This window comes from Pseudoxanthomonas helianthi, assembly GCF_017939625.1.
Lineage (GTDB): Bacteria > Pseudomonadota > Gammaproteobacteria > Xanthomonadales > Xanthomonadaceae > Pseudoxanthomonas_A > Pseudoxanthomonas_A helianthi.
In genome coordinates this window covers 233,439-254,396 of record NZ_JAGKTC010000001.1, presented here as the reverse complement: position 1 = coordinate 254,396, position 20,958 = coordinate 233,439, and the positions used below count along the sequence as shown (strand labels likewise).

Genomic DNA, 20,958 nt, shown 5'->3' with positions numbered 1-20,958 from the left:
CATTGCATGACCCTGCAACTCGATTCGGACGGACACCTGCGACACCTGTTGACCCTCGATGGCCTGCCGCGCGAAATACTGGTGCGCCTGCTGGACCGCGCCGGGCAGATCCGCGACACGGCCTTGGGCCGCACCTGCAAGCGCAATTCCCTGGTCGGCACCACGATCTGCACGCTCTTCTTCGAGCCATCCACGCGCACGCGCAGCTCGTTCCAGATCGCCGCGCAGCGGCTGGGCGCGGACATCATCAATTTCGAGGCCTCCACCTCGTCGGCGCGCAAGGGCGAAACCGCACTGGACACGTTGCGCAACCTCGAGGCGATGGGCGTGCGCGGCTTCGTGGTCCGGCATGCCGAGGATGGCGCCGCGGAGATGCTGGCCACCCATGCCGGGGAAGGCACCACGGTGATCAACGCCGGCGACGGCCGCAGCGCGCACCCCACCCAGGGCTTGCTGGACGCGCTGACCATCCGCCAGGCCAAGGGGCCGGATTTCTCGAAGCTGAAGGTCTTGATCGTCGGCGACGTGAAGCATTCGCGCGTGGCGCGTTCCGACCTGCACGCGCTGCACACGTTGGGGACGGGGGAAATCCGCGTGTGCGGTCCGCAATCCCTCTTGCCGGACGACGGCGTCCTGAAAGGCTGCGTGGTCGGCGACGATTTCGACGCGATGCTGGAAGACGCCGATGTGGTGATGATGCTGCGCCTGCAACGCGAGCGCATGGAAGAGGGCCTGGTGTCGTCGCTGGACGACTACCACCGCGACTATGGCCTGACCGTGCAGCGGCTGCGCCGCGCTGCGGCCGATGCGGTCGTGCTGCACCCGGGTCCGATCAACCGCGGCATCGAGATCACCGACGAAGTCGCCGATGGCCCGCAATCGCTGGTGTTGCGCCAGGTCAGCAATGGCGTGGCGATCAGGATGGCGGTGCTGGAGACGTTGCTGGCCTGAGGCCGAAGCGCTGCTTTTTCGTAGAGTCGAGCTTGCTCGACTGCCTTTGCTCCCCGACGTCCGAAGAAGAGCAGTCGAGCAAGCTCGACTCTACGAAGCGATTGCCGGGTGGGGATCGGTTATGGCTGCTTTTCGCGCAGCTTTGCGATGTATTCCAGTTCGTTCTTCGCCAACGGGTTGTCCGGTTCGATCTCGAGCGAAGCTTCGTAGGCGCGCTGCGCGCCGTCCAGGTCGCCCATTTCCGTCAGTACCCAGCCTTGGCCACGCAGCGCCAAGGGCTTGATGTGGGCGGCGCTCGGGACCGCTTCGGCGAGCTCCAGGGCGTGGCGATAGGATTCCAGCGCTTCCGGTAAACGTCCCGACTGCCCGAGGACGAAGCCCTTCTCGGTATGGGCTTCCGGGTAATACGGCGCCAGTGCTATCGCACGGTCCAGCCATTCGATGGCTTCGGGAGCCTGCCTTGCGCCCGCATGGAGATAGCCCTTCAACTTGTAGGCCGCAGGACAGGCGATGTCGATCCATTCGGTCGGCTCGCCATTGGCGTTCTCGGTCATGTAGCGCTCGTATTCCTGCGTCGTCGCGACGCTGACGAGGCGACGCCCCGCTCGCCGCTGGGCGTCGCAATAGGCCAGGATCGGCTCCAGCTTGCGATGGGTGGCTTCGGCACCATCGTTGGGAAGATTCGCCCACAAGGCATTCACGTCGTCGCGGAATTCGTAGCCGATCTTGCGTTCCGCGGACGAATAGAGGCGCGTCTCCACCACGACGTTGGTCTGGGCCAGCGCCGGCACGGCGATCGCAAAGGCCCCGGCGATGAGGAAAAACAGGCTTTTCCGGTCCATGCGATTCCTTTCAGTGATTCATGGAATGCGCCAGCTCACCGCTGTCTTTGCGCGAACAGCCACGTCCACAGTTCCGGCGTGTTGTAGGCCGGATCCCAGCTGTTGTGGTCGGCGTCGGGGAACTCTGTGTAGCGCACGTCGGCGCCGGCGGCTTTCAGCGCGGCATAGGTCTTGCGGTCGTCCGCAGGCGGCACGACATCGTCCTTCGCGCCGTGGAAGATCCAGATGGGCAGGTGGTGCAGGCGGCTGGCCAGGGCCGAGTAGGGGTCTGCCTCGTTGGCGACCGGGGTGACGAACAGCGAGAGTTCGTCGCTGGGCGCCTTCAGCGCGCCGCAGATCGGCACCAGCGCGGCGAAACGCTGCGGTTCGGCCAGTGCGATTTCCCAGGTGCCGTAACCGCCCATCGACAGACCGGTCAGGTAAGTGTGGTGCGGATCGCCGCCGAATTCGCGGGTCGCCGAATCCAGCGCCGCCAGTGCATAGCGGTTGGTGTCCCCCAGCCACGCGCCATCGGCCGGCATCTGCGGCAGCACGACGATCGCGGGGAAATCGTCCATGTGCTTGCGCAGGTACGGGCCGATGCCTGCTTTCAACTGCGCCTGGTTGTCGCTGCCGCGTTCTCCGGAGCCGTGCAGGAACAGGATCACCGGCCGTTTGCCCACGTGTTTCGCCGCCGGCACGAACACCTGGTAGCCGCGGCGCTGGCCGCCGGTTTCGACTTCGCGCGCCTCGAAGCGACCGTGTTCCATCGCGGTTTTCGGGGCATGGGCGCAACCGGCCAAAGCAAGGAGGGTCAGCAACACGAACGCGATCCTATGGAACATGCGGGTCGACCTGTGGGGCAGGGAGGGAAGAAGACGCGGCCCGCGCCGCGTGACGCGGGCCGCCCTGGATCATGCGGTGGCAGGTGCCGGCATGCCGGCTGCCCAACCGCCGCTGACGAAGAACAGCACCACGCCGATGACGTAAAGCAGCAACGGAATCTTGTTCTCGGCGAAATTCAGCAGGCCGAAGATCAGGGCCACGAACGGAATCAGCAGGTTGCCCAAGCCCCACCAGATGCTTTTGCGGAAGCCGTTGACGATCAGCCAGATGCCGCCGACGAACATCAGGATCAGTGCAAGCCAGTACATGTATCCCCCTTCCCTTGAGCCTCCCGAGCGGAGGCGGGCCGATCATATCGTCCCGTCCGGGAATGGCTTGCTTCGCTGCAGCAAAGCCCGCGCGGGCGCGTCGCTCAACGCAACAGGATCAGCGTGGCCAGGCCGAGGAAGCTGAGGAAGCCCATCACGTCGGTGACCGTGGTCAGGAAGATGCCGCTGGCCAGCGCCGGATCGAAGCCCATCCGCTTCAGCGTGACCGGCACCAGCACGCCGGCCAGCGCGGCGAACAGCAGGTTCAGGGTCAATGCCGCGGCGATCACCAGCGACAGGCCGACGTTGTGGAACCACAACAGCACGATCAGGCCCAGCACCAGGCCCAGCGCCAGTCCGTTGATCAGCGCCACGCGCAGTTCCTTCCACAGCAGCGTGCGCACGTTGGACGCACCGACCTGGCCCAAGGCCAGGCCGCGCACCATCAGCGCCAGCACCTGGGTGCCGGCGTTGCCGCCCATGCCGGCGACGATCGGCATCAGCACCGCCAGCGCGACCAGCTTGTCGATGGTGCCTTCGAACTGGCCGACCACGCTGGCGGCGAGGAAGGCGGTGGCCAGGTTGACCGACAGCCACAGCAGGCGGCGGCGGAACGCGCGGCGCACCGGCGAGAACAGGTCCTCGTCCTCGTCGAGGCCGGCGGCGCTCATCGCCTGGTGCTCGGCCTGATCGCGGATGATGTCGACCACGTCGTCGATGGTGATGCGGCCGAGCAGGATGTTGTTGTCGTCGACCACCGGCGCGGAGATCCAGTCGTGGTCGGAGAACTGGCGGGCGACTTCGTCGGCGCTCTCGCCGACGTCGATGGCCGGTTGCTCGTCGTCGATTAGCCGATTGATCGGGGTGGAATCCTCGTGCGTCACCAGCGCGGCCAGCGACACCCGGCCGAGGTACTGGTGGCGGCGGCTGACCACGAACAGGTGGTCGGTGTGGTCGGGCAGTTCGCCGCGCAGGCGCAGGTAGCGCAGCACCACGTCGACGTTGACGTCGGCGCGCACCGTGACCACGTCGGGATTCATCAGGCGGCCGGCGCTGTCCTCCGGGTACGACAGCACCTGCTCGAGCCGCTCGCGGTTCTCCCGGTCCATCGACTTGAGCACTTCGTCGATGACGGTGTCCGGCAGGTCCTCGACCAGGTCGGCGAGGTCGTCGATGTCGAGGTCTTCGACCGCGGCGACGATTTCGTCCGGGTCCATTTCCGCCAGCAGGCTTTCACGGACCTCGTCGCCGACATGGACCAGCACCTCGCCGTCGTCCTCGGCATCGACCAGGCCCCACACGACTTCGCGCTTGCCGGGCGGCAGCGATTCGAGCAGGTTGCCGATTTCCGCGGGCGACAGGGTGTTGACCAGCCGCCGCACCGGACCGAGCCGGCCGCTGTCCAGCGCGCTGGACAACAGTCGCAGCTGGCGCGCGGTCTTGTCGTGGCGGACGGCTTCTGCCATGCGCGGCTCCCGGGAGTGGCGTTGGAACCGCGTCCGAGGGCGTGGTGCCCGTGGGAGTCGCGGCAGGTCAGGCGTTCATCCGCACATTATCCCCCGCGCGGCGGAATATGGACACCCCGCGCGGCATCCGATGTGGGAGTGGCTATGGCATGCCATAGCCACTCCCACACCCGTTTCGTGCGGTTATACCGCGGCGAGCCAGCGTTCGATACCAGCGCGGTCGCGCGCCTGCAGCAGCTTGTCGACACGCGCCTGCAACGCGGCGCGGTCGCTGTTGCGGATCGCGCGACGCACTTCCAGCAGCAGGTCGGGATGCAGGCTGAACTCGGTCAACCCCAAGGCCAGCAGCAGCGGCGCGAAACGCGCGTCGCCGGCCACCTCGCCGCATACCGCCACCGGCACGTTGCTCTCTTCGCCGATGCGGATCACGTGGCGCAGCAGGCGCAGCACGCCCGGATGCAGCGGCGAATACAGTTCGCCCAGCGCTTCGTTGTTGCGGTCGGCGGCCAGCAGGTACTGCACCAAGTCGTTGGTGCCGATGGAGAAGAAATCGACCACATCGACCAGGCCGTGCGCGGCGATCGCCGCGGCGGGCACTTCGATCATCGCGCCCAGCGCGATTTCCTCGGCGACCGCATGGCCTTCCTTGCGCAACCGGGCCCGCGCGCGGCGGATGCGCTGGCGCACGGCGAGGATTTCCTCGCGACCGCTGACCATCGGTACGAGGATGCGCACCGGACCGTAGCCCGACGCGCGCAGGATCGCCCGCAACTGGGTGTCGAACACCCCGTCGTGGCTCAGCGACAGGCGCACGCCGCGCACGCCGAGGGCGGGATTGTCCTCGCCCTGCAAGGCCAGGCCGGTGCGGTCGGCCTTGTCCGCGCCGAGGTCGAGGGTGCGGATCGTTACCGGCCGCCCGCTCATGCCCAGCACGATGTCGCGGTAATGGTGGAACTGTTCCTCTTCGTCCGGCAGTTCGTTGCGTTGCAGGAACAGGAATTCGGTGCGGTAGAGGCCCAGCCCGGCCGCGCCCAGCGCATGCGCATTGGCCACGTCGTCGCGCGATTCGGCGTTGGCCAGCAACACGATGTCCACCCCGTCGCGGGTACGGGTCGGCTTGCCGCGCAGGCGGTCCAGCTCGCGCTGCTCTCGGGCCAGTTCGCGCAGGCGTTCGCGGTGTTCGCGCAGGTCGTCGGCGCCGGGTTCGACGACCACGCGGCCGTTGCCGCCATCGACGATCAGCGCATCGCCATCGTTGATCTTCTGCAATGCCTTGGCCGCGCCGACGACCAGCGGCAGGTGCAGGCTGCGGGCGAGGATGGCGCTGTGCGAGAGCGGGCTGCCGGCCGCGGTGACGATGGCGACCACGCCCTGCGCCTGCAACTGCGCCAATTCCGAAGGGGCGACGTTGTCGCTGACCAGAATGTCGCCGGCCACGCCGGCCAGGTCCACGGCGCGCGCGTGCAGGTGCGCATGGATGCGGCCGATGACGTGGTCCAGGTCGTCCATGCGGCTTTTCAGGTAGGCGTCGTCCATTTCCGCGAACACCGCCGCCAGCTTGTCGCGCTGCAGGCGCAGCGCGTAGTCGGCGCTGTAGCGCCCGGCGCGGATCAGGTCGTCCAGGCCGCGCAGCAGTTCGGGATCGTCCAGCAGCAGCGCGTGCAGGTCGAGGAATTCGCCGACCTCCTTGGCCAGCGCGCCGCGCAGCTTCTGCCGCAGCGCCTGCATCTCGTCGCGGGTCGCGGCGATGGCCGTGTGCAACTGCGCCAGCTCGCCTTCGACCCGGTTCGCGCCGATGCGCTGCTCGACCACCTCCAGGGCATGCGGCTGGCGCACGCGCGCGCGGCCGAGTGCGTTGCCGCGCGATGCGCCGTGCCCTGAAAGCAGCAAACGCATCAGGAATCCTCGTCGAATCGTCGTTCGAACAGCGAAGCGACCGCGTCCATCGCCGCGGCTTCGTCCTCGCCGTCGATGCGCACGATGACCGGCGTGCCCTGGCCGGCGGCCAGCAACATCACGCCCATGATGCTCTTCGCGTTGACCTCGCGACCCTTCGCCGCCAGCGTCGCGTTGCAGCGGAACGGCGCCAGCACCTGCACCAGCTTGGCGGTGGCGCGGGCGTGCAGGCCGAGGCGGTTGGAAATGGTCAGTTCGCGCTCAAGCATCGTCGATGATCGCTCCGTTGCGGGCGCCGGCCGCGGCGGTGGCCGGCAATTCGTCCAGGGTCTGTTCGGAATAATTCATCACCCGCAGCAGCATCGGCAAGCTCAGCGCGGCGACCCGCCGCACCGGCGTGCCCAGCCGCGCCAAGCGGGCGGCGAGATTGCTGGGGCTGGCGCCGTACAGGTCGGTCAGCACCAGCACCCCGTCGCCGCCGTCGACCCGGCGCAACGCGGCCGAAGCCTGCGGCAACAGCGCGTCGAGGTCGGCGTCGAACGGGACTTCGAAGGCCTCCGTCTTCAGCGGCAACGTGCGCAACAACCCGCCGGCGACCGTCAGGATCGACGCGCCGACGCCCGGATGGGTGACGAGGAGAATGCCGCAAGCCATGCCGGCACGTTAACAGACCGGAGCGACACGCCGGAAGCGGCGCGAATGGAACGGACTCAGTCCAGTTCCCGGTGGTAGGTGGCCACTTCCTCCCAGCCTTGCGCGCGGGCGTGGCGGGCGAGGGTCTCGGCCAGATAGACCGAGCGGTGCTTGCCGCCGGTGCAGCCGAAGGCGATGGTCACGTAGCTGCGGGTTTCGCCGCGCAGGCGCGGCAGCCAGGTGTCGAGGAAGGCGCTGACCTGGGCCACGTACTCGGCGACATCGGCCTGGGCGTCGAGGAATTCGCGCACCGCCGGATCGCGGCCGGAAAACGGACGCAGTTCCGGTTTCCAGTGCGGATTGGGCAGCACCCGCGCATCGAACACGAAATCGGCGTCGGCGGGGACGCCGCGCTTGTAGGCGAACGATTCGAACAGCAGCGATAGCGCCGCGCCGCGCTCGGCGGCGAACTCGCTGATGATGCGCCGGCGCAGCTGGTGCACGTTGAGCGCGCTGGTGTCGATGATCGTGTCGGCTTCCGCGCGCAGCGGCTCGATCATCTGGCGCTCGCGCACGATCGCTTCGGACAGCGACAGCCCCTGTCCCTGCTGGCTCAGCGGGTGGCGGCGGCGGGTGTCCGCGTAGCGGCGCAACAGGGCCTCGTCGCTGGCGTCGAAGAACAGCAGGCGCGCTTCCAGCCCCAGTTCGGCCAGTGCCGCGCGCCATTGCGCCAACCGGCCCAGGTCGCTGTGGCGGCTGCGCACGTCGATGCCCACCGCGACCTTCTGCGACAGCACGTCGTCGCGGATCAGGCTGCGCACGAACGCCGGCAGCAGCTCTACCGGCAGGTTGTCGATGCAGTAGTAATCCAGGTCCTCGAAGGTCTTCAGCGCCACCGACTTGCCCGAGCCGGACAGGCCGCTGACGATGATCACCGGCGAAGCGGGATGGGCATTCGGCGTGCTCATGGCGTGCTGCGTTCCAGCAGATTGCTGTGGCGGGCGATGAACATCGCCGCCGGGTCGATGCCCTTGGTGCGCAGGATGTGCAGGCGCGTCGCCGCCTCGGTCAGCACCGCCAGGTTGCGGCCAGGCATCACCGGCAGGGTGATCAGCGGCACGTCGAGGTCCAGCACGTGGCGGCTGCCGGAATCGCCGGTCAGGCGTTCGTAGCCGTGCGCGCTGGGTTCGGTCATCGGCCGGGTCAGGTGCACGATCAGGCGCAGGTACTTGTTCTTCTTCACCGCGGTGTCGCCGAACATGTCGCGGATGTTCAGCACGCCCAGGCCGCGCACCTCCAGCAGGTCCTGCAGCAGTTCCGGGCAGGTGCCGTCGAGCACGTCGGGCGCGATCTGGGTGAATTCGGGCGCGTCGTCGGCGACCAGGCGGTGGCCGCGGCTGAGCAGTTCCAGCGCCAGCTCGCTCTTGCCCGAACCCGCTTCGCCGGTGATCAGCACACCGATGGAGTAGATCTCCATGAACACGCCGTGCAGGGTGACCCGCGGCGCCAGCGTGCGGGCCAGGTGGTAGGACAGGTGGTTCAGCAGTTCGTGGCCGCGCTTGGGAGACACCCACAGCGGCGTGTCGGTTTCGTTGGCGGCCTCACGCAGGTCTTCCGGGCAGGCCTGGTTCTTGCTCAGCACCAGCGCCAGCGGGCGGAACGAGAAGATCTTCTCGATGGTCTCCCAGCGCTGGCGGGAATCCAGCGAATCGAGCCAGGACAGTTCCTCGGTACCGAGGATCTGCACCTTGTTCGGATAGATCGCATTGAGGTAACCGGCCAGCGATGGACGCCGCGACACCGCGTCGCCGGATTCGAGTTCGCGCTTCTCGCCCTTCTGCCCGGCCAGCCAGCGCAGGCCGAGCTTTTCCTTCTGCTGGTCGAAGAGTTCGCGGGCGGTGATGCTGGCGTTCATGCGGCGGCTGTCTCCTTCCCCCGCAAGGGGGAAGGCCGGGAAAGGACGGGTAAGCGGTCAGTTTGCATGATGCGGATGGCAAAGCAACACCATCCGCCCCCGCATCCCGTTCGATGCCCCGCCGGCGGGGTTCAGTCCGCGTGTTCGCCGCGCGGGCCGCGTTCCTGGTCGATCTTCTTCTGCTTGTGCTTCAGCAGCAGGCGGTCGAGCTTGTCGGCCAGCACGTCGATGGCGGCATACATGGTCTGGTCGGTGGCGTCGGCGTGCAGGGTGCGGCCGGCGAAACTGAGGGTGGCTTCGGCCAGGTAGTCGGGCTTCTGGAAGCCGAGTTGGGTGCGCACGTCCAGGGGTTGATCGAAGTGGCGTTCCAGGCGCTTGAACTTGCTTTCGACGTACTCGCGCAGGGCGGGAGTGACTTCGAACTGCTGGCCATAGGTTTCGATACGCATCGCTTGCCTCCTGGTTGTGGTTGCCCCGCATCGCTGCGGGTGAAGACTGGGACAGCGGGAATGTTTTGGGGTTCCGTGGGCTCCTTTGGTTATCGGCAGGAAAACGATCGATTAAGGAATCATGTTGATATGGTGGAGAACATCATCGTGCGGCAGGCGTAAGTTTTCATAATCCATCGAATGCGTGGGCCGCCAGCGGGGAACGGGGCCCAGCCCGATGATGCCGATTGGCGCGCGAAAGAACCAGCCGATGGTGTCGTCGGAAACGATCCGGAAAACGAGCCGGCAAATCGCGCAAGCGAGGGCGAGTCCGGCATGCAGGCGCCGGGAAGCAGGGGTCCGCCGAATTCGAGGATGTCTGGCAGCGCCATTGCATCTCCCTTGCCGCTTGAGGCCGTTCCGGCCTCACCCCATGCGCACCCTTTCGTGCGAGGAAAGGATGTCCATGGCCTCACGATACTTCGCCACGGTGCGCCGCGCCACCGGGATGCCGGAATCCTTCAGCATGTCGGCCAGCTTGGCGTCGGACAGCGGTTTGCGCGGGTTTTCCGCTTCGATCAGCTTGCGGATCATCGACTGGATAGCGGTACTGGACGCCTCGCCGCCGCCCTCGGTGCCAACGCCCGAGGCGAAGAACGCGCGCAACGGCAGGGTTCCACGCGGCGTGCGCACGTACTTGCGCGCCACTGCGCGCGAAACCGTGGATTCGTGCAGGCCGATCTGCTCGGCGACTTCGCGCAGGGTCAGCGGGCGCAGGGCCTGTTCGCCGAACTCCAGGAAGCCAGCCTGCTGGCGCAACAGGCAGCGCACCACCTTCAGCAGGGTCTCGCCGCGCGCCTCCAGGTTCTTCAACAGCCAGCGCGCTTCCTGCAGGTGGCTGCGCAGGTAGCTGGCGTCGGCGTCGCCGCACTGGCGGATCATCTGCTCGTAGCCCTTGTGGATGGTCACCCGCGGCGCGGCATGGCCGGACAGGGCCGCTTGCCAGACGCCGCGCTGGCGCCAGACCACGCAATCGGGCACCACGTAGGTGTCGTGGCTCAGCTCGCCGATGCGCGCGCCGGGTTTGGGGTCGAGCGAGCGCAGCAACTGCACCGCTTGTTCGACCTCATCGGGCGGACGCTTCAATTCCGCGGCGAGGCCGGTGACGCCGCTTCTCGGCAGGCGTTCCAGCACGGCGTCGTCGGCCAATTGCAGCGCCAGCGCGCGGTGCGGCGTGGCCGGGTCCAGCAGCGACAACTGCAGGCGCAGGCATTCGCCCAAGGTACGGGCGGCGACGCCGAGCGGGTCGAAGCGTTGCACCTGGTGCAGCACGGCGAGGATTTCGTCGTCCTCCGCGACGATGGCCGGGAGCAGGGTTTCGGCGATTTCGCGCAACGGCGTGCGCAGGTAGCCGTCGTCTTCCAGCGCGTCGATCAGCGCCGCGCCGATCTCGCGGTCGCGCGGCGACAGGTGCGATAGGTACAGCTGCCATTGCAAGTGGCCGTGCAGGGTGGTGGCTTCGACGATGCGATCCGCGGCGCTGCCATGCTCGTCGTCGTTGCCGTCGGCGCGTCCCGGGGTGGTCGCGTCCCATGGACCGTCCTCGGGAACCCGGTCGTCTTCGTAATCGCGCTCGTTGTCCTCGTCGCGCTCGTTCGCGGGGGCTTCGCTTTCGGAGGAGGCGTTGTCGCCGGTGTCGGCGGGCGCGTCGTCGGCCCAGTCGAGCAACGGGTTGGATTCGACGGCCTGGGCGATTTCCAGGTCCAGTTCGGCGGCCGACAGCTGCAACAGATGGATGGCCTGACGCAGCTGCGGCGTCATGACCAGTTGTTGTCCCAGCGATGTCTGCAGGCGTGGCTTCATTCCGCAATATCGTGAACGTGGCGAGGCACGGCCGGCGGCCGTGCCGCCGCGTCACAGGCGGAAGGTTTCGCCCAGGTAGACGCGACGCACGTCGGGATCGGCCAGCAGCGCCTCCGGCGATCCCTGTGCCAGTACGCTGCCTTCGTTCAGGATATACGCGCGGTCGCAGATTCCCAAGGTTTCGCGCACGTTGTGGTCGGTGATCAGCACGCCGATCCCGCGATCCTTGAGGTGCTTCACGATCCGCTGGATTTCGCCGACGGAAATCGGGTCGACGCCGGCGAAGGGTTCGTCCAGCAGCATCAGCCGCGGCTTCGCCGCCAGCGCACGCGCGATTTCGACGCGGCGGCGCTCGCCGCCGGACAGGCTGGCGCCGAGCTGGTTGGCGACGTGGCCGATCTGCAGCTCGTCGAGCAGGGATTCCAGTTCCCGTTCGGCCTGGTCCGCGCCCAGGTCGTCGCGCAGTTCCAGAACCAGGCGGATGTTGTCGGCCACGCTCAGCTTGCGGAATACCGACGGTTCCTGCGGCAGGTAGCCCACGCCGAGCTTGGCGCGGCGGTACATCGGTTCGGCGGTGATGTCGCGGCCGTCCAGTTCGATCTTGCCGGCATCGGCGTCGACCAGGCCGACGATCATGTAGAAGCAGGTGGTCTTGCCGGCGCCGTTGGGGCCGAGCAGGCCGACCACTTCGCCCGGCTGCAGGGTCAGGCCGAAGTCCTTCACCACCTCGCGCTGCTTGTAGCGCTTGCGCAATCCCTGGGCGGCCAGCATCAGGGCTTTGCCTTGGTTTGTTGCGCGGACTTGGGCTTGATCACCGTGCGCACGCGGCTGCCGTCGCCGCCCGCCTGGATGCCGCTGGTCTTGGTGTTGTAGACCATCTTCTGCCCGCAGTTCGAGCCCTTGTCCGACTTGACGCAATAGTTGCCGATGAAGGTGATGACTTCGCCGCTCAGGTCGTATTCCATGCGGTCGGCGGTCGCGTCCATCCAGCTGCCGTCGTCGAGCTGCTGGCGCAGCTTGACCTGCTTGCCGGTGAGCACGGCGTACGACGGGTCGCCGTTGCGCTGGCGCAGCTCGGCGCGGCTGGCATTGATGCTCAGCGTGCCCTGCTTCAGCAGCACGTTGCCGGTCCAGACGTTGGTGCCGTTATCGTTGAGGTCGCCGTTCTGTCCATCCGATTCGATGGTCATGTCCTGGTTGCGGTCGGACGTTTTCGCCCATGCCAGGCCCGGGGCCAGCAGCAACAAGGACAACAGGAGGGCGCTAGCGCGCGGATTGGGGGACATAGCGGGAGCGGACCTGGGACTTGAAGGAGTACTGCTTGGTCTTGGTATCGGCTTCGAAACCTGTACCGCTCAGTATAGAACCGGGCTGGACGATCGTGACGGCGGCATCGGTGGCGATCCGGTTCCGGCTGGGGAAAGCGTTCAGATGCGTGGTCTTGAACTCGGTAGGCGTCTGCGACCCCGCCGGGCTGTTGCCGACCACGCCGCCGCGCAGGCGCAATTCCTCGCCCTTGGCGCTGACCCAGCCGGTCTGCGCCCGCAATTCCCATGGCTGGCCCTTGGGGTCCGGCAGCAGGAACAGCGGCGTGGTGATCGTATAGGTCTGGTCGGTCGGGCTGCGTTGCATCAGCGGCGCCTTCAGCGTCATCGCTTCCTGGCCCCGGTCGTCGAGGCTGATCATCTCGAAGTCGCGCATCACGTAGTCGGGGCGCAAGCGCGGCGTTTCGGCGGCGGCGTTGCCGGAGCGGTGCTTCCATGCCGACCAGCCGGAAAAGAGCGCGGCGACCAGCAAGGCGACGCCCAGCCACAGCCGCCAGTTCATGCGGTCAGCTCCCGCAGCACGGCATCGACGTGGCCTTGGGCCGCGAGCAGCAGGTCGCACAGTTCGCGCGCCGCGCCTTCGCCGCCGCGCGCACGGGTCAGCCAGCGCGCATGCGGTCGCGTCCACGGATGCGTGTTGGCCGGCGCCACGCCCAGGCCGACCGCGCGCAGCGGCGGGATGTCGGGCAGGTCGTCGCCCATGAAGGACACCTCGTCCAGCGCCAGTCCGTGCCTGTCGCACAGTTCGCGCACGCAGGCCAGCTTGTCCTTGGCATGGATGTAGGTGTCGGCGCCCAGTTCGGCGCCGCGCTTCAGCGCAACCTGGCTGTTGCGCGCGGTGATCAGGGCGATGCGGATGCCGAAGCGGCGCAGCTGGATCATGCCTTGGCCGTCGGCCACGTCGAAGGCCTTGGATTCGACGCCGCTGGCATCGAGGAAGATGCGCCCGTCGGTCAGCGTGCCGTCCACGTCGAAGCAGGCCAGGCGGATCTTCGCCGCGCGGGCCAGCAGGTCGGGGGTGACGTCGGAGAGATGGGAGTGGGGCATCGGCTGGATCGGTCGGAGTGGGAGGACGGCCGGTCGGGGCGGAACGCCGCCCCTTCCTTTAGACAACGCGTGCCCGCAACAAGTCGTGAATGTTCAAGGCGCCCACCGCGCGGCCCTGGCCGTCGACCACGATCAGGCCGCCGATCTGGTGCGTTTCCATCAACCTTGCGGCTTCCACGGCCAGCTGGTCCGCGGCGATGGTCTTGGGGTTGCGGGTCATCACTTCGGCGATCTTCGCGGCGCGGACGTCGAGTCCCGGATTGTCCAGCGCACGGCGCAGGTCGCCGTCGGTGAAGATGCCCTGCAGGCGGCCATCGGCATCGACGATCGCGGTCAGGCCCAGGCGCTTGCGGCTCATTTCGACCAGCGCTTCGCCCAGGGTGGCCTCGAGGCCGACCCGCGGCACGTCGTCGCCGGCGTGCATCACGTCGGTGATGTGCAGCAGCAGGCGGCGGCCGAGGCTGCCGGCCGGATGCGAGCGGGCGAAGTCGTCGGCGGTGAAGCCGCGCGCCTCCAGCAAGGCCACGGCGAGCGCATCGCCCATCGCCAGGCTGGCGGTAGTGCTGCTGGTCGGGGCCAGGTCCAATGGGCAGGCTTCCGCGGGCACGCTGACGTCGAGGTGTACGTCGGCTTCGCGGGCCAGCGAGGACTCCGGTCGTCCGGTCATCGCCACGACCAGGTTGCCCTGCCGCTTCAGCGCTGGCAGCAGGGCCAGCACCTCGTCGGATTCGCCCGAATACGACAGCGCCAGCACCACGTCGGCATCGGTGATCATGCCCAGGTCGCCATGCCCGGCTTCGCCTGGATGCACGAAGAACGCCGGCGTGCCGGTCGAGGCGAGCGTCGCCGCGATCTTGCGCGCGATGTGCCCGGACTTGCCCATGCCGGTGGCGACCACGCGGCCTTTCGACGCCAGGATCAGCCGGCAGGCCTCGCTGAAGGCGCCGTCGATGCGTCCGCCCAGCGCCTGCAACGCTTCGGCCTCGATTTCGACCACCCGCCGCCCGCTGGCCGCCAGATTGGCGTCGTCGCTTGCAACGATGTGGGGCAGGGACGAGGACATGCAGGCGATGGCCCGGGGTTAGAATGACCGTTCATTTTATTCGGAAAGCCCGGTGGACGCCGAAACCATCCGTGAACTGATCGAAAAGGGGCTCCCAGGCTCCCGCGCCGAGGTCCAGGGCGCCGACGGCGTGCATTTCGAGGCCACCGTGGTCAGCGAAGCCTTCCGCGGCAAGCTGCCGCTGGCCCGCCATCGCCTGGTCTACGCCACCCTGGGCGAGTTGATGGGCGGTGCGATCCACGCATTGCAGTTGAAAACCCTGACGCCGGACGAATGAGCATGCTCGCCGGCAGTTGCCTGTGCGGCGGCGTCCGCTACCAAATCGACGGTGCGCTGGACAGCGTCGTGTTCTGTCATTGTTCGCGTTGCCGCAAGGTCACCGGTTCGGCATTCGCCGCGGTGGCGCCAGTCCCCACCGATGCCTTCCGCTTGTTGCACGGCGACGAGCTGTTGGCCGAATACGAATCGTCGCCGGGCGTGTTCCGCGTCTTCTGCCGGACATGCGCTTCGCCGCTGTACAGCCGCAGGCCGGCGCAACCGGACCTGCTGCGCATGCGGATCGGCACGCTGGATACCGACATCGGCGCGCCGCGCTTCATGCACATCTTCACCGGCTCGAAGGCCGACTGGTACGCGATCCACGACGACTCGCCGCAACACGACACCCGGCCCTGAGCGGTCCGGCTTCCCACTCCCTACGAGCATCCGCGACCCCATGCAGAAAATCATCGTCACCGGCGGCCAGGTCCTCAACGGCGAGGTCGCCATCTCCGGCGCCAAGAACGCGGTGCTGCCGATCCTGTGCGCGACCCTGCTGGCCGATGCGCCGGTGCGCATCACCAACGTGCCGCGCCTGCACGACGTGTTGACCACGGCCAAGCTGCTGGCCGGCCTCGGCGCCGGCGTGGTCCACGAGGGCGACGCGATGACCGTCGATCCGAGCAGCGTGAACAGTCACGTCGCGCCGTACGAACTGGTCAAGACCATGCGCGCTTCGGTGCTGGTGCTGGGGCCGTTGCTGGCGAAGTTCGGCGATGCCGAAGTCTCGCTGCCGGGCGGCTGCGCGATCGGCTCGCGCCCGGTGGACCTGCACATCAAGGGCCTGCAGGCGCTGGGCGCGGAAATCACCGTCGACCACGGCTTCATCAAGGCCCGCAGCAGCGGCCGGCTGAAGGGCGCGAAGCACGTGTTCCAGATGGTCAGCGTCGGCGCCACCGAGAACGTGATGATGGCCGCCGCGCTGGCCGACGGCACCACCGTGCTGGAAAACGCGGCGATGGAACCGGAGATCGTCGACCTCGCCGATTGCCTCAACGCGATGGGCGCGAAGGTCAGCGGCGCCGGCACCCACACCATCACCATCGAAGGCGTGGACAGGCTCGGTGCCTGCGAACACGCCGTGGTGGCCGACCGCATCGAAACCGGCACCTTCCTGGTCGCCGCGGCGATGACCGGCGGGCGCATCGTTGCAACCCGCGCGCGTCCGCGCACGCTGGACGCGGTGCTGGACAAGCTGCGCGAGGCTGGCGCCGAGATCGAGACCGAAGCCGACCGTATCACCCTGGACATGCACGGCCGCCGGCCGAAGGCGGTGGACATCACCACCGCGCCGCACCCCGCGTTCCCCACCGACATGCAGGCCCAATTCATGGCGCTGGACTGCATCGCCGAAGGCGTCGGCGTGATCAACGAAACGATCTTCGAAAACCGCTTCATGCACGTCAACGAACTGCTGCGTCTCGGCGCGGACATCCGCGTGGACGGGCACACGGCGGTGGTGCGCGGGGTGGGCCAGCTGAGCGGTGCGCCGGTGATGGCCACCGACCTGCGCGCCTCGGCTTCGCTGATCCTGGCCGGCCTCGTCGCGCAAGGCGATACCGTCATCGACCGCATCTACCACCTCGATCGCGGCTACGAGAACATCGAGCAGAAGCTCGGTGCGCTCGGCGCGAAGATCCGGAGGGTGGCGTGATCGCCCCCGCGCCCGGCGGGCGCCCGCGTTTCAGCGCGCGCCGGCGCGCGCTGCTGGTCCTGGTGGTGTTGTTGCTGGCCGCGGTGGCGTGGCTGCATTTCACCGGCGCGGCCGGGATCAGCGGCATGGCGACCAAGGACATGGACTGGAACAACGACGGCCAAGTGACCGAGTCGGAAATCCTGCAGTCGTTCTACGCGGTGACGGTGAAGAAGACCGAGGAAGGCCCGCGCCAATGCAGCGCCTACGCATGGCGCGGCAGCGGCGAAGCCATCCGGGTCGATTGCCGGACGGTGATCAAGCCGGAAACCAAGTAGTTCCGCGGCCTTGCGTCGCGCCCATGAAAAAGCCCGGCCTGGCCGGGCTCTTCGCTATCCGGCGAAACGCTTCGCCGTCATTTCCACGAGCTCAGGCGCAGGTCGATGGAATCCTGCCCGTCCTCGCGCTGCAGGATGCGTGCGGGCACCGGGATGCCGCTGACCACCCAGACCACGATCTGCTTGTCGTCGTTGCTGTAGGTGGCCTTGGTCGCATCGCGCTGCTGGCCGGCGACCTGGATCTTCTCCTTGCCGTTGACCACGAACTTCATCGCCTTGGCGCGTCCGCCATCGACGGAGCGGTAGTTCAGCGGCTTGCCGGCGTTGATGTCCTGCACCAGTTGCAGGTCGACCAGCAGCGCATTGGTGTCGCCGGGCTGCAGCGGTACCGGGCCGGCGCGGTCCGGCTTGACGTCGCCGGTCCACGTGGCCTGGCGCGCGTTCCAGTCGTAGGTGGCCTGCGACGACTTGCGCTTGATCAGCACGCTGGTCTTTTCGCTGTGGTCGAGCGGGCGCAGGCGGCCGCCGTTTTCGTCGAACGTGGTGCTGCGCAGGTACTCGCCGACGTTGGAACGGATGTTCAGGCTGTAGGACCAGCGATTGCCGCCGGCCGGCGCGAGCTGCATCTGCGCGCTCGCCGACATGCCCATGTAGCTGGCCTGGTACTGCGCGCTGAAAGGCTGCAGCGCCAGCGCCGGGAAGCTGGCGGCGGCCAGTGCGGCGACGGCGGCGAAGCGGATCGGGAAACGGATGTTCATCGTTGCGTTCATTGCGACGTGGCTCCCTGGTATTGCACGAGGCGCAGGTCGAGTTTGTCCTGGCCGTCTTCGCGTTGCAGGATGCGCACCGGCGTCGGTACGCCGGCGGCCACCCACAGCACGGTTTCGCTGTTGCCGCCGTTGACGCGGTTGATCCGCAGGGCGTCGTAGCTCAGCTCGCCAACGGCGACGATCTCGGTTTGCGCGGAAACCGCGAAAGCCTGTTCGCGGGCACGGCCGTCGTCGACCAAACGGTAGTTCAGGCTTTTGCCCGGCTGTGCGTCGCGGATCACCGCAAGGTTCAACAGCAGCGTGCTGAGGTCGCCATCCTGCAACGACACCGGTGCCTTGCGCGAATCCTTGACGTCGCCGCTCCAGCGCGCGACATGGTTTTTCCAGTCGTACACGCCGGTGGACAGCTTCTTCGAGAACACCGCGCTCTTCATCGTGCTCTGCCCCAGCGGGACAAAACTCAGCCCATCGCTGCTGCGGAAAGCGGTGCTCTGCTGCAGGGAAATGCCGGCCAGGCCGGCCAGGCCGGCATCGGCTTTCACGTCCATGTCCACGCGCCACAGGTCGCCGCCGCGCTTGACCAGGCGCATTACCGCGGTGCCGGCCAGGTCGCCTGCGTTGTAGGCCTGGTAGCTGGCGACGAAGGGCGAAAGGGCCACGGGTGCGGCCACGGTCGTAGCGACCGGCGGCGTGGTGTCGTCGGTTGCGGCGAAGGCGGTGCCGGCCAGCAAGGCCAGCGCGGCCAAGGCCAACGTCGTTCGGGAAGTGGCAAAACGGGTCATTGGGGGAATTCGGGGAGTTGGGGGGTGTGCGGCGATCAGCGGGCCGCCAACGTGCCGGTGCAATCTAGCTGCAGGGGATTTAATAGGGGGTGACCGTCGAGCCATACGGTGCCCTCCTGTTCAGTTATGCGGCCAGCCGCGGCGAGCCGGAGAACGGCGATTAGCAAGGCATGCTCGCGCGACAACAGGCGGCTGGCGAGGGTTTCCGGCGTGTCGCCCGGCAGCACCGGGATGGGAACCTGGGCGACCACCGTGCCGGCATCCAGTTCCGGCACGACGAAGTGCACGCTGGCGCCATGTTCGGCGTCGCCGGCTTCCAGGGCGCGGGCATGGGTGCGCAGGCCCTTGTACTTCGGCAGCAGCGAGGGATGGATGTTGAGCAGGCGGCCGGCAAAGCGGGCGATGAAGCCGTCGCCGAGGATGCGCATGTAGCCGGCGCAGACCACCCAGTCGGGTTTGGAAGCGGCGACGGCCTCGGCCAGTTCGGCATCGAACGCTTCGCGCGACGCGAATGTCTTCGCGTCCGCACTCCAGCGCAACGCGGCATCGACCCGCTGCAGGGCCGCCGCCCCCGGCTTGTCGGAGAACACGCCGACGACCCGTGCGTCGAGCGCGCCCGCGGCGATCGCGTCGAGGATCGCTTGCAGGTTGCTGCCGCGGCCGGAGGCGAGGATGGCCAGGCGCGCGGTCACGCGGATGCTTCCTTGCGCTCGGCACGTGCAAACGGCCACACCAGCAGCGCGCCCAAGGTCGCCAGCAGCATGTCGGCATGCGCATCCCAGGGATCGCCCTGCTGGCCGTTGTAGGACTCGGCGGCTTCCGGCGACATGGCCAGCGCGATGCCCCATTCCAGCCATTCGTAAACCAGGCTGGTGCACATGATCAGCATCGTCGCGATCGCGAACGCATGGCCCGGCGCGAGCCGGGGCCAGCGTTGGCGCAGCCAGTGCCATGCGGCCGGGGTCAGGCAGATTCCGTACATCAGGTGGATGAGCCGGTCGTAGTGGTTGCGTTGCCAGCCGAAAGTGGCGGTCGGCGACCAGCCGAAGGCGGCCTGCAGCCACGCGTCGTAAGGGACCTGGGAATAGAGCCAGCGCGCACCGACGCAGTGCGCGACGATGAAGGCGCAGACGAGCACGAAGTGGACCGGGCGCAGCGGCCACCGCCGCTCGTGCCGCCACAGCCACAGCAGGCCGACCACGGTCAGGCTGCTGTGCATCGCCTGTTCGAGCGGCCAGCGGGGTGCGATCCAGCTGGCTGCGAAGACGGCCAGCGTCAACCCGAAGGCGACCCTTTTTGCGCGCGTCATGCCGGCTCAGCCGATCTTCAGTCGCTCGTCGCCGGAAGCCTTCACCACCTGGCCGATGCGCCAATGCGCCAGTTGCAGGCGATCCAGGTCGGCTTCCACCGCCGCGACGTCGCCCGGCGCCAGCATCAGCACGAAACCGACGCCGCAGTTGAAGGTGCGCCACATTTCCTCGCGCGGCACGTTGCCTTCGCGCTGCAGCCAGTCGAACACCGCCGGCAGCGGCCACGAGGAGGTGTCGATCTCCAGTCCGAATTCCTTGGGCACGACGCGAATGATCTTCTCGACCAGCGCGCCGCCGGTGACGTGGGCCATCGCGTGGATGTCGTGCTTCGCCAGCAGTTCCAGCACCGGCTTCACGTAGATGCGCGTGGGCTCCATCAGCGCGTCGGCCAGCTTCACGCCGCCGAGGTCGAGGTCCAGCGGGTTGCCCGCGCGCTGCAGGATCTTGCGGATCAGCGAATAACCGTTGGAATGCGGGCCGCTGGAAGCGATGCCGACCAGCACGTCGCCTTCGCGCACCTTGCTGGAATCGACCAGTTTCGATTTCTCCACCGCGCCGACGGTGAAGCCGGCCAGGTCGTATTCGCCCGGCGGGTACATGTCGGGCATCTCGGCGGTCTCGCCGCCGATCAGCGCGCAGCCGGCGATCTCGCAGCCCTTGGCGATGCCGGCGACCACGTTCACGGTCGTCTCGACGTCGAGCTTGCCGGTGGCGAAGTAGTCGAGGAAGAACAGCGGCTCGGCGCCCTGCACCAGCACGTCGTTGACGCACATCGCGACCAGGTCGATGCCGATGCCGTCGTGGCGGTTCAGCTGCTTGGCCAGGATCAGCTTGGTGCCGACGCCATCGGTGCCGGAAACCAGCACGGGTTCCTTGTACTTGTTCGACACGTCGAACAGGCCGCCGAACAGGCCGACGCCGCCCAGCACTTCGGGGCGCATCGTGCGCCGGACCAGCGGTTTGATGCGTTCGACGACTTCGTTGCCGGCGTCGATGTCGACGCCCGCGTCACGGTAGGTGAGGGCGGTGGGTTGGGTCACGGGGCGGGCCGGAGCGGCGGAGGGATTCGAGCAATTTTAAGGCGCGGCGACGAATTTTGCGGATTTGGCGAATTGGAGCGTGCTGCGGCAAGCCGGGCAGGCGAGTAGCCGAGGGTTTCTCATTGGCCGAACCTCCTCGCCTGCAGGGCACGTCTTCGCACCTGAATGGCCCGGATTGGCGCTCCGGGGCCATTCGGGCAACAAT

26 protein-coding genes are annotated in these 20,958 nt (G+C 67.6%); 5 read left to right on the top strand and 21 right to left on the bottom strand.

All coding sequences use genetic code 11. The features are described 5' to 3' along the window. The first annotated feature begins 6 nt into the window (after window positions 1–6). Window positions 7–951 carry an aspartate carbamoyltransferase catalytic subunit gene (locus J5837_RS01220; protein WP_210534899.1) on the top strand — a complete coding sequence of 315 codons (945 nt, stop codon included), beginning with the start codon at window positions 7–9 and terminating at the stop codon, window positions 949–951. Window positions 952–1,070: 119 nt separating this feature from the next. Here J5837_RS01220 and J5837_RS01215 read toward each other — a convergent pair whose 3' ends face one another. The 16 genes from J5837_RS01215 to J5837_RS01140 form a co-directional block, all read right to left on the bottom strand. Next, window positions 1,071–1,793, bottom strand: coding sequence for a tetratricopeptide repeat protein (locus tag J5837_RS01215; RefSeq protein ID WP_210534898.1), 723 nt, complete (start codon window positions 1,791–1,793; stop codon window positions 1,071–1,073). Window positions 1,794–1,828: 35 nt separating this feature from the next. After that, entirely contained in the window at window positions 1,829–2,617 is a 789-nt protein-coding gene (locus tag J5837_RS01210; RefSeq protein ID WP_210534897.1) for a carboxylesterase family protein, read from the bottom strand. Between the two features lie 69 nt (window positions 2,618–2,686). Then, window positions 2,687–2,926 carry a hypothetical protein gene (locus J5837_RS01205; protein ID WP_210534896.1) on the bottom strand — a complete coding sequence of 80 codons (240 nt, stop codon included), beginning with the start codon at window positions 2,924–2,926 and terminating at the stop codon, window positions 2,687–2,689. Window positions 2,927–3,030: 104 nt separating this feature from the next. Then, window positions 3,031–4,392: a magnesium transporter gene (gene mgtE / locus J5837_RS01200; protein ID WP_210534895.1), complete on the bottom strand. Its 1,362-nt coding sequence runs from the start codon at window positions 4,390–4,392 to the stop codon at window positions 3,031–3,033. Window positions 4,393–4,575: 183 nt separating this feature from the next. Then, entirely contained in the window at window positions 4,576–6,288 is a 1,713-nt protein-coding gene (ptsP, locus tag J5837_RS01195) for a phosphoenolpyruvate--protein phosphotransferase (protein WP_210534894.1), read from the bottom strand. After that, on the bottom strand, window positions 6,288–6,557 hold the full coding sequence (locus tag J5837_RS01190) for an HPr family phosphocarrier protein (protein WP_210534893.1): 270 nt from the start codon (window positions 6,555–6,557) through the stop codon (window positions 6,288–6,290). The genes ptsP and J5837_RS01190 overlap by 1 nt, the downstream gene beginning before the upstream one ends. Beyond that, window positions 6,550–6,942 carry a PTS sugar transporter subunit IIA gene (locus J5837_RS01185; RefSeq protein WP_210534892.1) on the bottom strand — a complete coding sequence of 131 codons (393 nt, stop codon included), beginning with the start codon at window positions 6,940–6,942 and terminating at the stop codon, window positions 6,550–6,552. Before J5837_RS01185 ends, J5837_RS01190 begins: the two co-directional genes overlap by 8 nt. Window positions 6,943–6,998: 56 nt before the next feature. Further along, complete coding sequence (gene rapZ / locus J5837_RS01180; protein ID WP_210534891.1) at window positions 6,999–7,889, bottom strand: RNase adapter RapZ; 891 nt, start codon at window positions 7,887–7,889, stop codon at window positions 6,999–7,001. Continuing rightward, complete coding sequence (gene hprK / locus J5837_RS01175; protein WP_210534890.1) at window positions 7,886–8,836, bottom strand: HPr(Ser) kinase/phosphatase; 951 nt, start codon at window positions 8,834–8,836, stop codon at window positions 7,886–7,888. Before hprK ends, rapZ begins: the two co-directional genes overlap by 4 nt. 131 nt (window positions 8,837–8,967) lie before the next feature. After that, window positions 8,968–9,285, bottom strand: a complete 318-nt coding sequence (gene hpf, locus J5837_RS01170; protein ID WP_210534889.1) for a ribosome hibernation-promoting factor, HPF/YfiA family — start codon at window positions 9,283–9,285, stop codon at window positions 8,968–8,970. Window positions 9,286–9,690: 405 nt separating this feature from the next. Further along, window positions 9,691–11,127 carry an RNA polymerase factor sigma-54 gene (locus tag J5837_RS01165; RefSeq protein WP_210534888.1) on the bottom strand — a complete coding sequence of 479 codons (1,437 nt, stop codon included), beginning with the start codon at window positions 11,125–11,127 and terminating at the stop codon, window positions 9,691–9,693. A gap of 51 nt (window positions 11,128–11,178) precedes the next feature. After that, window positions 11,179–11,898 carry an LPS export ABC transporter ATP-binding protein gene (lptB, locus tag J5837_RS01160; protein WP_210534887.1) on the bottom strand — a complete coding sequence of 240 codons (720 nt, stop codon included), beginning with the start codon at window positions 11,896–11,898 and terminating at the stop codon, window positions 11,179–11,181. Beyond that, window positions 11,898–12,413 carry a lipopolysaccharide transport periplasmic protein LptA gene (gene lptA, locus J5837_RS01155; protein ID WP_210534886.1) on the bottom strand — a complete coding sequence of 172 codons (516 nt, stop codon included), beginning with the start codon at window positions 12,411–12,413 and terminating at the stop codon, window positions 11,898–11,900. The genes lptB and lptA overlap by 1 nt, the downstream gene beginning before the upstream one ends. Further along, complete coding sequence (gene lptC / locus J5837_RS01150) at window positions 12,391–12,954, bottom strand: LPS export ABC transporter periplasmic protein LptC (protein WP_210534885.1); 564 nt, start codon at window positions 12,952–12,954, stop codon at window positions 12,391–12,393. Before lptC ends, lptA begins: the two co-directional genes overlap by 23 nt. After that, window positions 12,951–13,499 (bottom strand): KdsC family phosphatase, encoded by a 549-nt coding sequence (locus J5837_RS01145; RefSeq protein WP_210534884.1) that lies wholly within the window; start codon window positions 13,497–13,499, stop codon window positions 12,951–12,953. The genes lptC and J5837_RS01145 overlap by 4 nt, the downstream gene beginning before the upstream one ends. A 58-nt stretch (window positions 13,500–13,557) precedes the next feature. Then, window positions 13,558–14,562, bottom strand: a complete 1,005-nt coding sequence (locus J5837_RS01140; protein WP_210534883.1) for a KpsF/GutQ family sugar-phosphate isomerase — start codon at window positions 14,560–14,562, stop codon at window positions 13,558–13,560. A 52-nt stretch (window positions 14,563–14,614) separates the two neighbouring features. On the opposite strand from J5837_RS01140, the gene J5837_RS01135 reads away from it, so the two are divergent. The 4 genes from J5837_RS01135 to J5837_RS01120 are packed head-to-tail and all read left to right on the top strand — an operon-like array spanning window position 14,615 to window position 16,851. Next, a complete protein-coding gene (locus J5837_RS01135) occupies window positions 14,615–14,839 on the top strand; it encodes a BolA family protein (RefSeq protein WP_210534882.1) in 225 nt (74 codons plus the stop codon). Next, window positions 14,836–15,237 carry a GFA family protein gene (locus J5837_RS01130; RefSeq protein ID WP_210534881.1) on the top strand — a complete coding sequence of 134 codons (402 nt, stop codon included), beginning with the start codon at window positions 14,836–14,838 and terminating at the stop codon, window positions 15,235–15,237. Before J5837_RS01135 ends, J5837_RS01130 begins: the two co-directional genes overlap by 4 nt. 40 nt (window positions 15,238–15,277) lie before the next feature. Next, entirely contained in the window at window positions 15,278–16,534 is a 1,257-nt protein-coding gene (murA, locus tag J5837_RS01125; protein ID WP_210534880.1) for a UDP-N-acetylglucosamine 1-carboxyvinyltransferase, read from the top strand. Beyond that, complete coding sequence (locus J5837_RS01120) at window positions 16,534–16,851, top strand: hypothetical protein (RefSeq protein ID WP_210536099.1); 318 nt, start codon at window positions 16,534–16,536, stop codon at window positions 16,849–16,851. Before murA ends, J5837_RS01120 begins: the two co-directional genes overlap by 1 nt. A 77-nt stretch (window positions 16,852–16,928) precedes the next feature. On the opposite strand, the gene J5837_RS01115 is transcribed toward J5837_RS01120, so the two are convergent. From J5837_RS01115 to purM, 5 genes are read right to left on the bottom strand one after another with little or no spacing between them, the layout of a single operon-like run. Then, window positions 16,929–17,609 (bottom strand): DUF3108 domain-containing protein, encoded by a 681-nt coding sequence (locus J5837_RS01115; RefSeq protein WP_210534879.1) that lies wholly within the window; start codon window positions 17,607–17,609, stop codon window positions 16,929–16,931. Window positions 17,610–17,617: 8 nt separating this feature from the next. Beyond that, the gene (locus J5837_RS01110) at window positions 17,618–18,403 is read right to left on the bottom strand and encodes a DUF3108 domain-containing protein (RefSeq protein ID WP_210534878.1); all 786 of its coding nucleotides are present in this window, start codon (window positions 18,401–18,403) and stop codon (window positions 17,618–17,620) included. A 35-nt stretch (window positions 18,404–18,438) separates the two neighbouring features. Next, entirely contained in the window at window positions 18,439–19,095 is a 657-nt protein-coding gene (gene purN / locus J5837_RS01105; RefSeq protein WP_342345487.1) for a phosphoribosylglycinamide formyltransferase, read from the bottom strand. Further along, window positions 19,092–19,712, bottom strand: a complete 621-nt coding sequence (locus J5837_RS01100) for a DUF2238 domain-containing protein (RefSeq protein ID WP_244755491.1) — start codon at window positions 19,710–19,712, stop codon at window positions 19,092–19,094. The genes purN and J5837_RS01100 overlap by 4 nt, the downstream gene beginning before the upstream one ends. Before the next feature lie 6 nt (window positions 19,713–19,718). Then, window positions 19,719–20,753, bottom strand: coding sequence for a phosphoribosylformylglycinamidine cyclo-ligase (purM, locus tag J5837_RS01095; protein WP_210534876.1), 1,035 nt, complete (start codon window positions 20,751–20,753; stop codon window positions 19,719–19,721). Between the last annotated feature and the right edge of the window lie 205 nt (window positions 20,754–20,958).

Bases quoted from the DNA above. Each gene is read 5' to 3' on its own strand.
- J5837_RS01220 (WP_210534899.1), top strand. From the start codon at position 7: ATGACCCTGCAACTCGATTCGGACGGACACCTGCGACACCTGTTGACC.
- J5837_RS01215 (WP_210534898.1), bottom strand. From the start codon at position 1,793: ATGGACCGGAAAAGCCTGTTTTTCCTCATCGCCGGGGCCTTTGCGATC.
- J5837_RS01210 (WP_210534897.1), bottom strand. From the start codon at position 2,617: ATGTTCCATAGGATCGCGTTCGTGTTGCTGACCCTCCTTGCTTTGGCC.
- J5837_RS01205 (WP_210534896.1), bottom strand. From the start codon at position 2,926: ATGTACTGGCTTGCACTGATCCTGATGTTCGTCGGCGGCATCTGGCTG.
- mgtE (WP_210534895.1), bottom strand. From the start codon at position 4,392: ATGGCAGAAGCCGTCCGCCACGACAAGACCGCGCGCCAGCTGCGACTG.
- ptsP (WP_210534894.1), bottom strand. From the start codon at position 6,288: ATGCGTTTGCTGCTTTCAGGGCACGGCGCATCGCGCGGCAACGCACTC.
- J5837_RS01190 (WP_210534893.1), bottom strand. From the start codon at position 6,557: ATGCTTGAGCGCGAACTGACCATTTCCAACCGCCTCGGCCTGCACGCC.
- J5837_RS01185 (WP_210534892.1), bottom strand. From the start codon at position 6,942: ATGGCTTGCGGCATTCTCCTCGTCACCCATCCGGGCGTCGGCGCGTCG.
- rapZ (WP_210534891.1), bottom strand. From the start codon at position 7,889: ATGAGCACGCCGAATGCCCATCCCGCTTCGCCGGTGATCATCGTCAGC.
- hprK (WP_210534890.1), bottom strand. From the start codon at position 8,836: ATGAACGCCAGCATCACCGCCCGCGAACTCTTCGACCAGCAGAAGGAA.
- hpf (WP_210534889.1), bottom strand. From the start codon at position 9,285: ATGCGTATCGAAACCTATGGCCAGCAGTTCGAAGTCACTCCCGCCCTG.
- J5837_RS01165 (WP_210534888.1), bottom strand. From the start codon at position 11,127: ATGAAGCCACGCCTGCAGACATCGCTGGGACAACAACTGGTCATGACG.
- lptB (WP_210534887.1), bottom strand. From the start codon at position 11,898: ATGCTGGCCGCCCAGGGATTGCGCAAGCGCTACAAGCAGCGCGAGGTG.
- lptA (WP_210534886.1), bottom strand. From the start codon at position 12,413: ATGTCCCCCAATCCGCGCGCTAGCGCCCTCCTGTTGTCCTTGTTGCTG.
- lptC (WP_210534885.1), bottom strand. From the start codon at position 12,954: ATGAACTGGCGGCTGTGGCTGGGCGTCGCCTTGCTGGTCGCCGCGCTC.
- J5837_RS01145 (WP_210534884.1), bottom strand. From the start codon at position 13,499: ATGCCCCACTCCCATCTCTCCGACGTCACCCCCGACCTGCTGGCCCGC.
- J5837_RS01140 (WP_210534883.1), bottom strand. From the start codon at position 14,562: ATGTCCTCGTCCCTGCCCCACATCGTTGCAAGCGACGACGCCAATCTG.
- J5837_RS01130 (WP_210534881.1), top strand. From the start codon at position 14,836: ATGAGCATGCTCGCCGGCAGTTGCCTGTGCGGCGGCGTCCGCTACCAA.
- murA (WP_210534880.1), top strand. From the start codon at position 15,278: ATGCAGAAAATCATCGTCACCGGCGGCCAGGTCCTCAACGGCGAGGTC.
- J5837_RS01115 (WP_210534879.1), bottom strand. From the start codon at position 17,609: ATGAACATCCGTTTCCCGATCCGCTTCGCCGCCGTCGCCGCACTGGCC.
- J5837_RS01110 (WP_210534878.1), bottom strand. From the start codon at position 18,403: ATGACCCGTTTTGCCACTTCCCGAACGACGTTGGCCTTGGCCGCGCTG.
- J5837_RS01100 (WP_244755491.1), bottom strand. From the start codon at position 19,712: ATGACGCGCGCAAAAAGGGTCGCCTTCGGGTTGACGCTGGCCGTCTTC.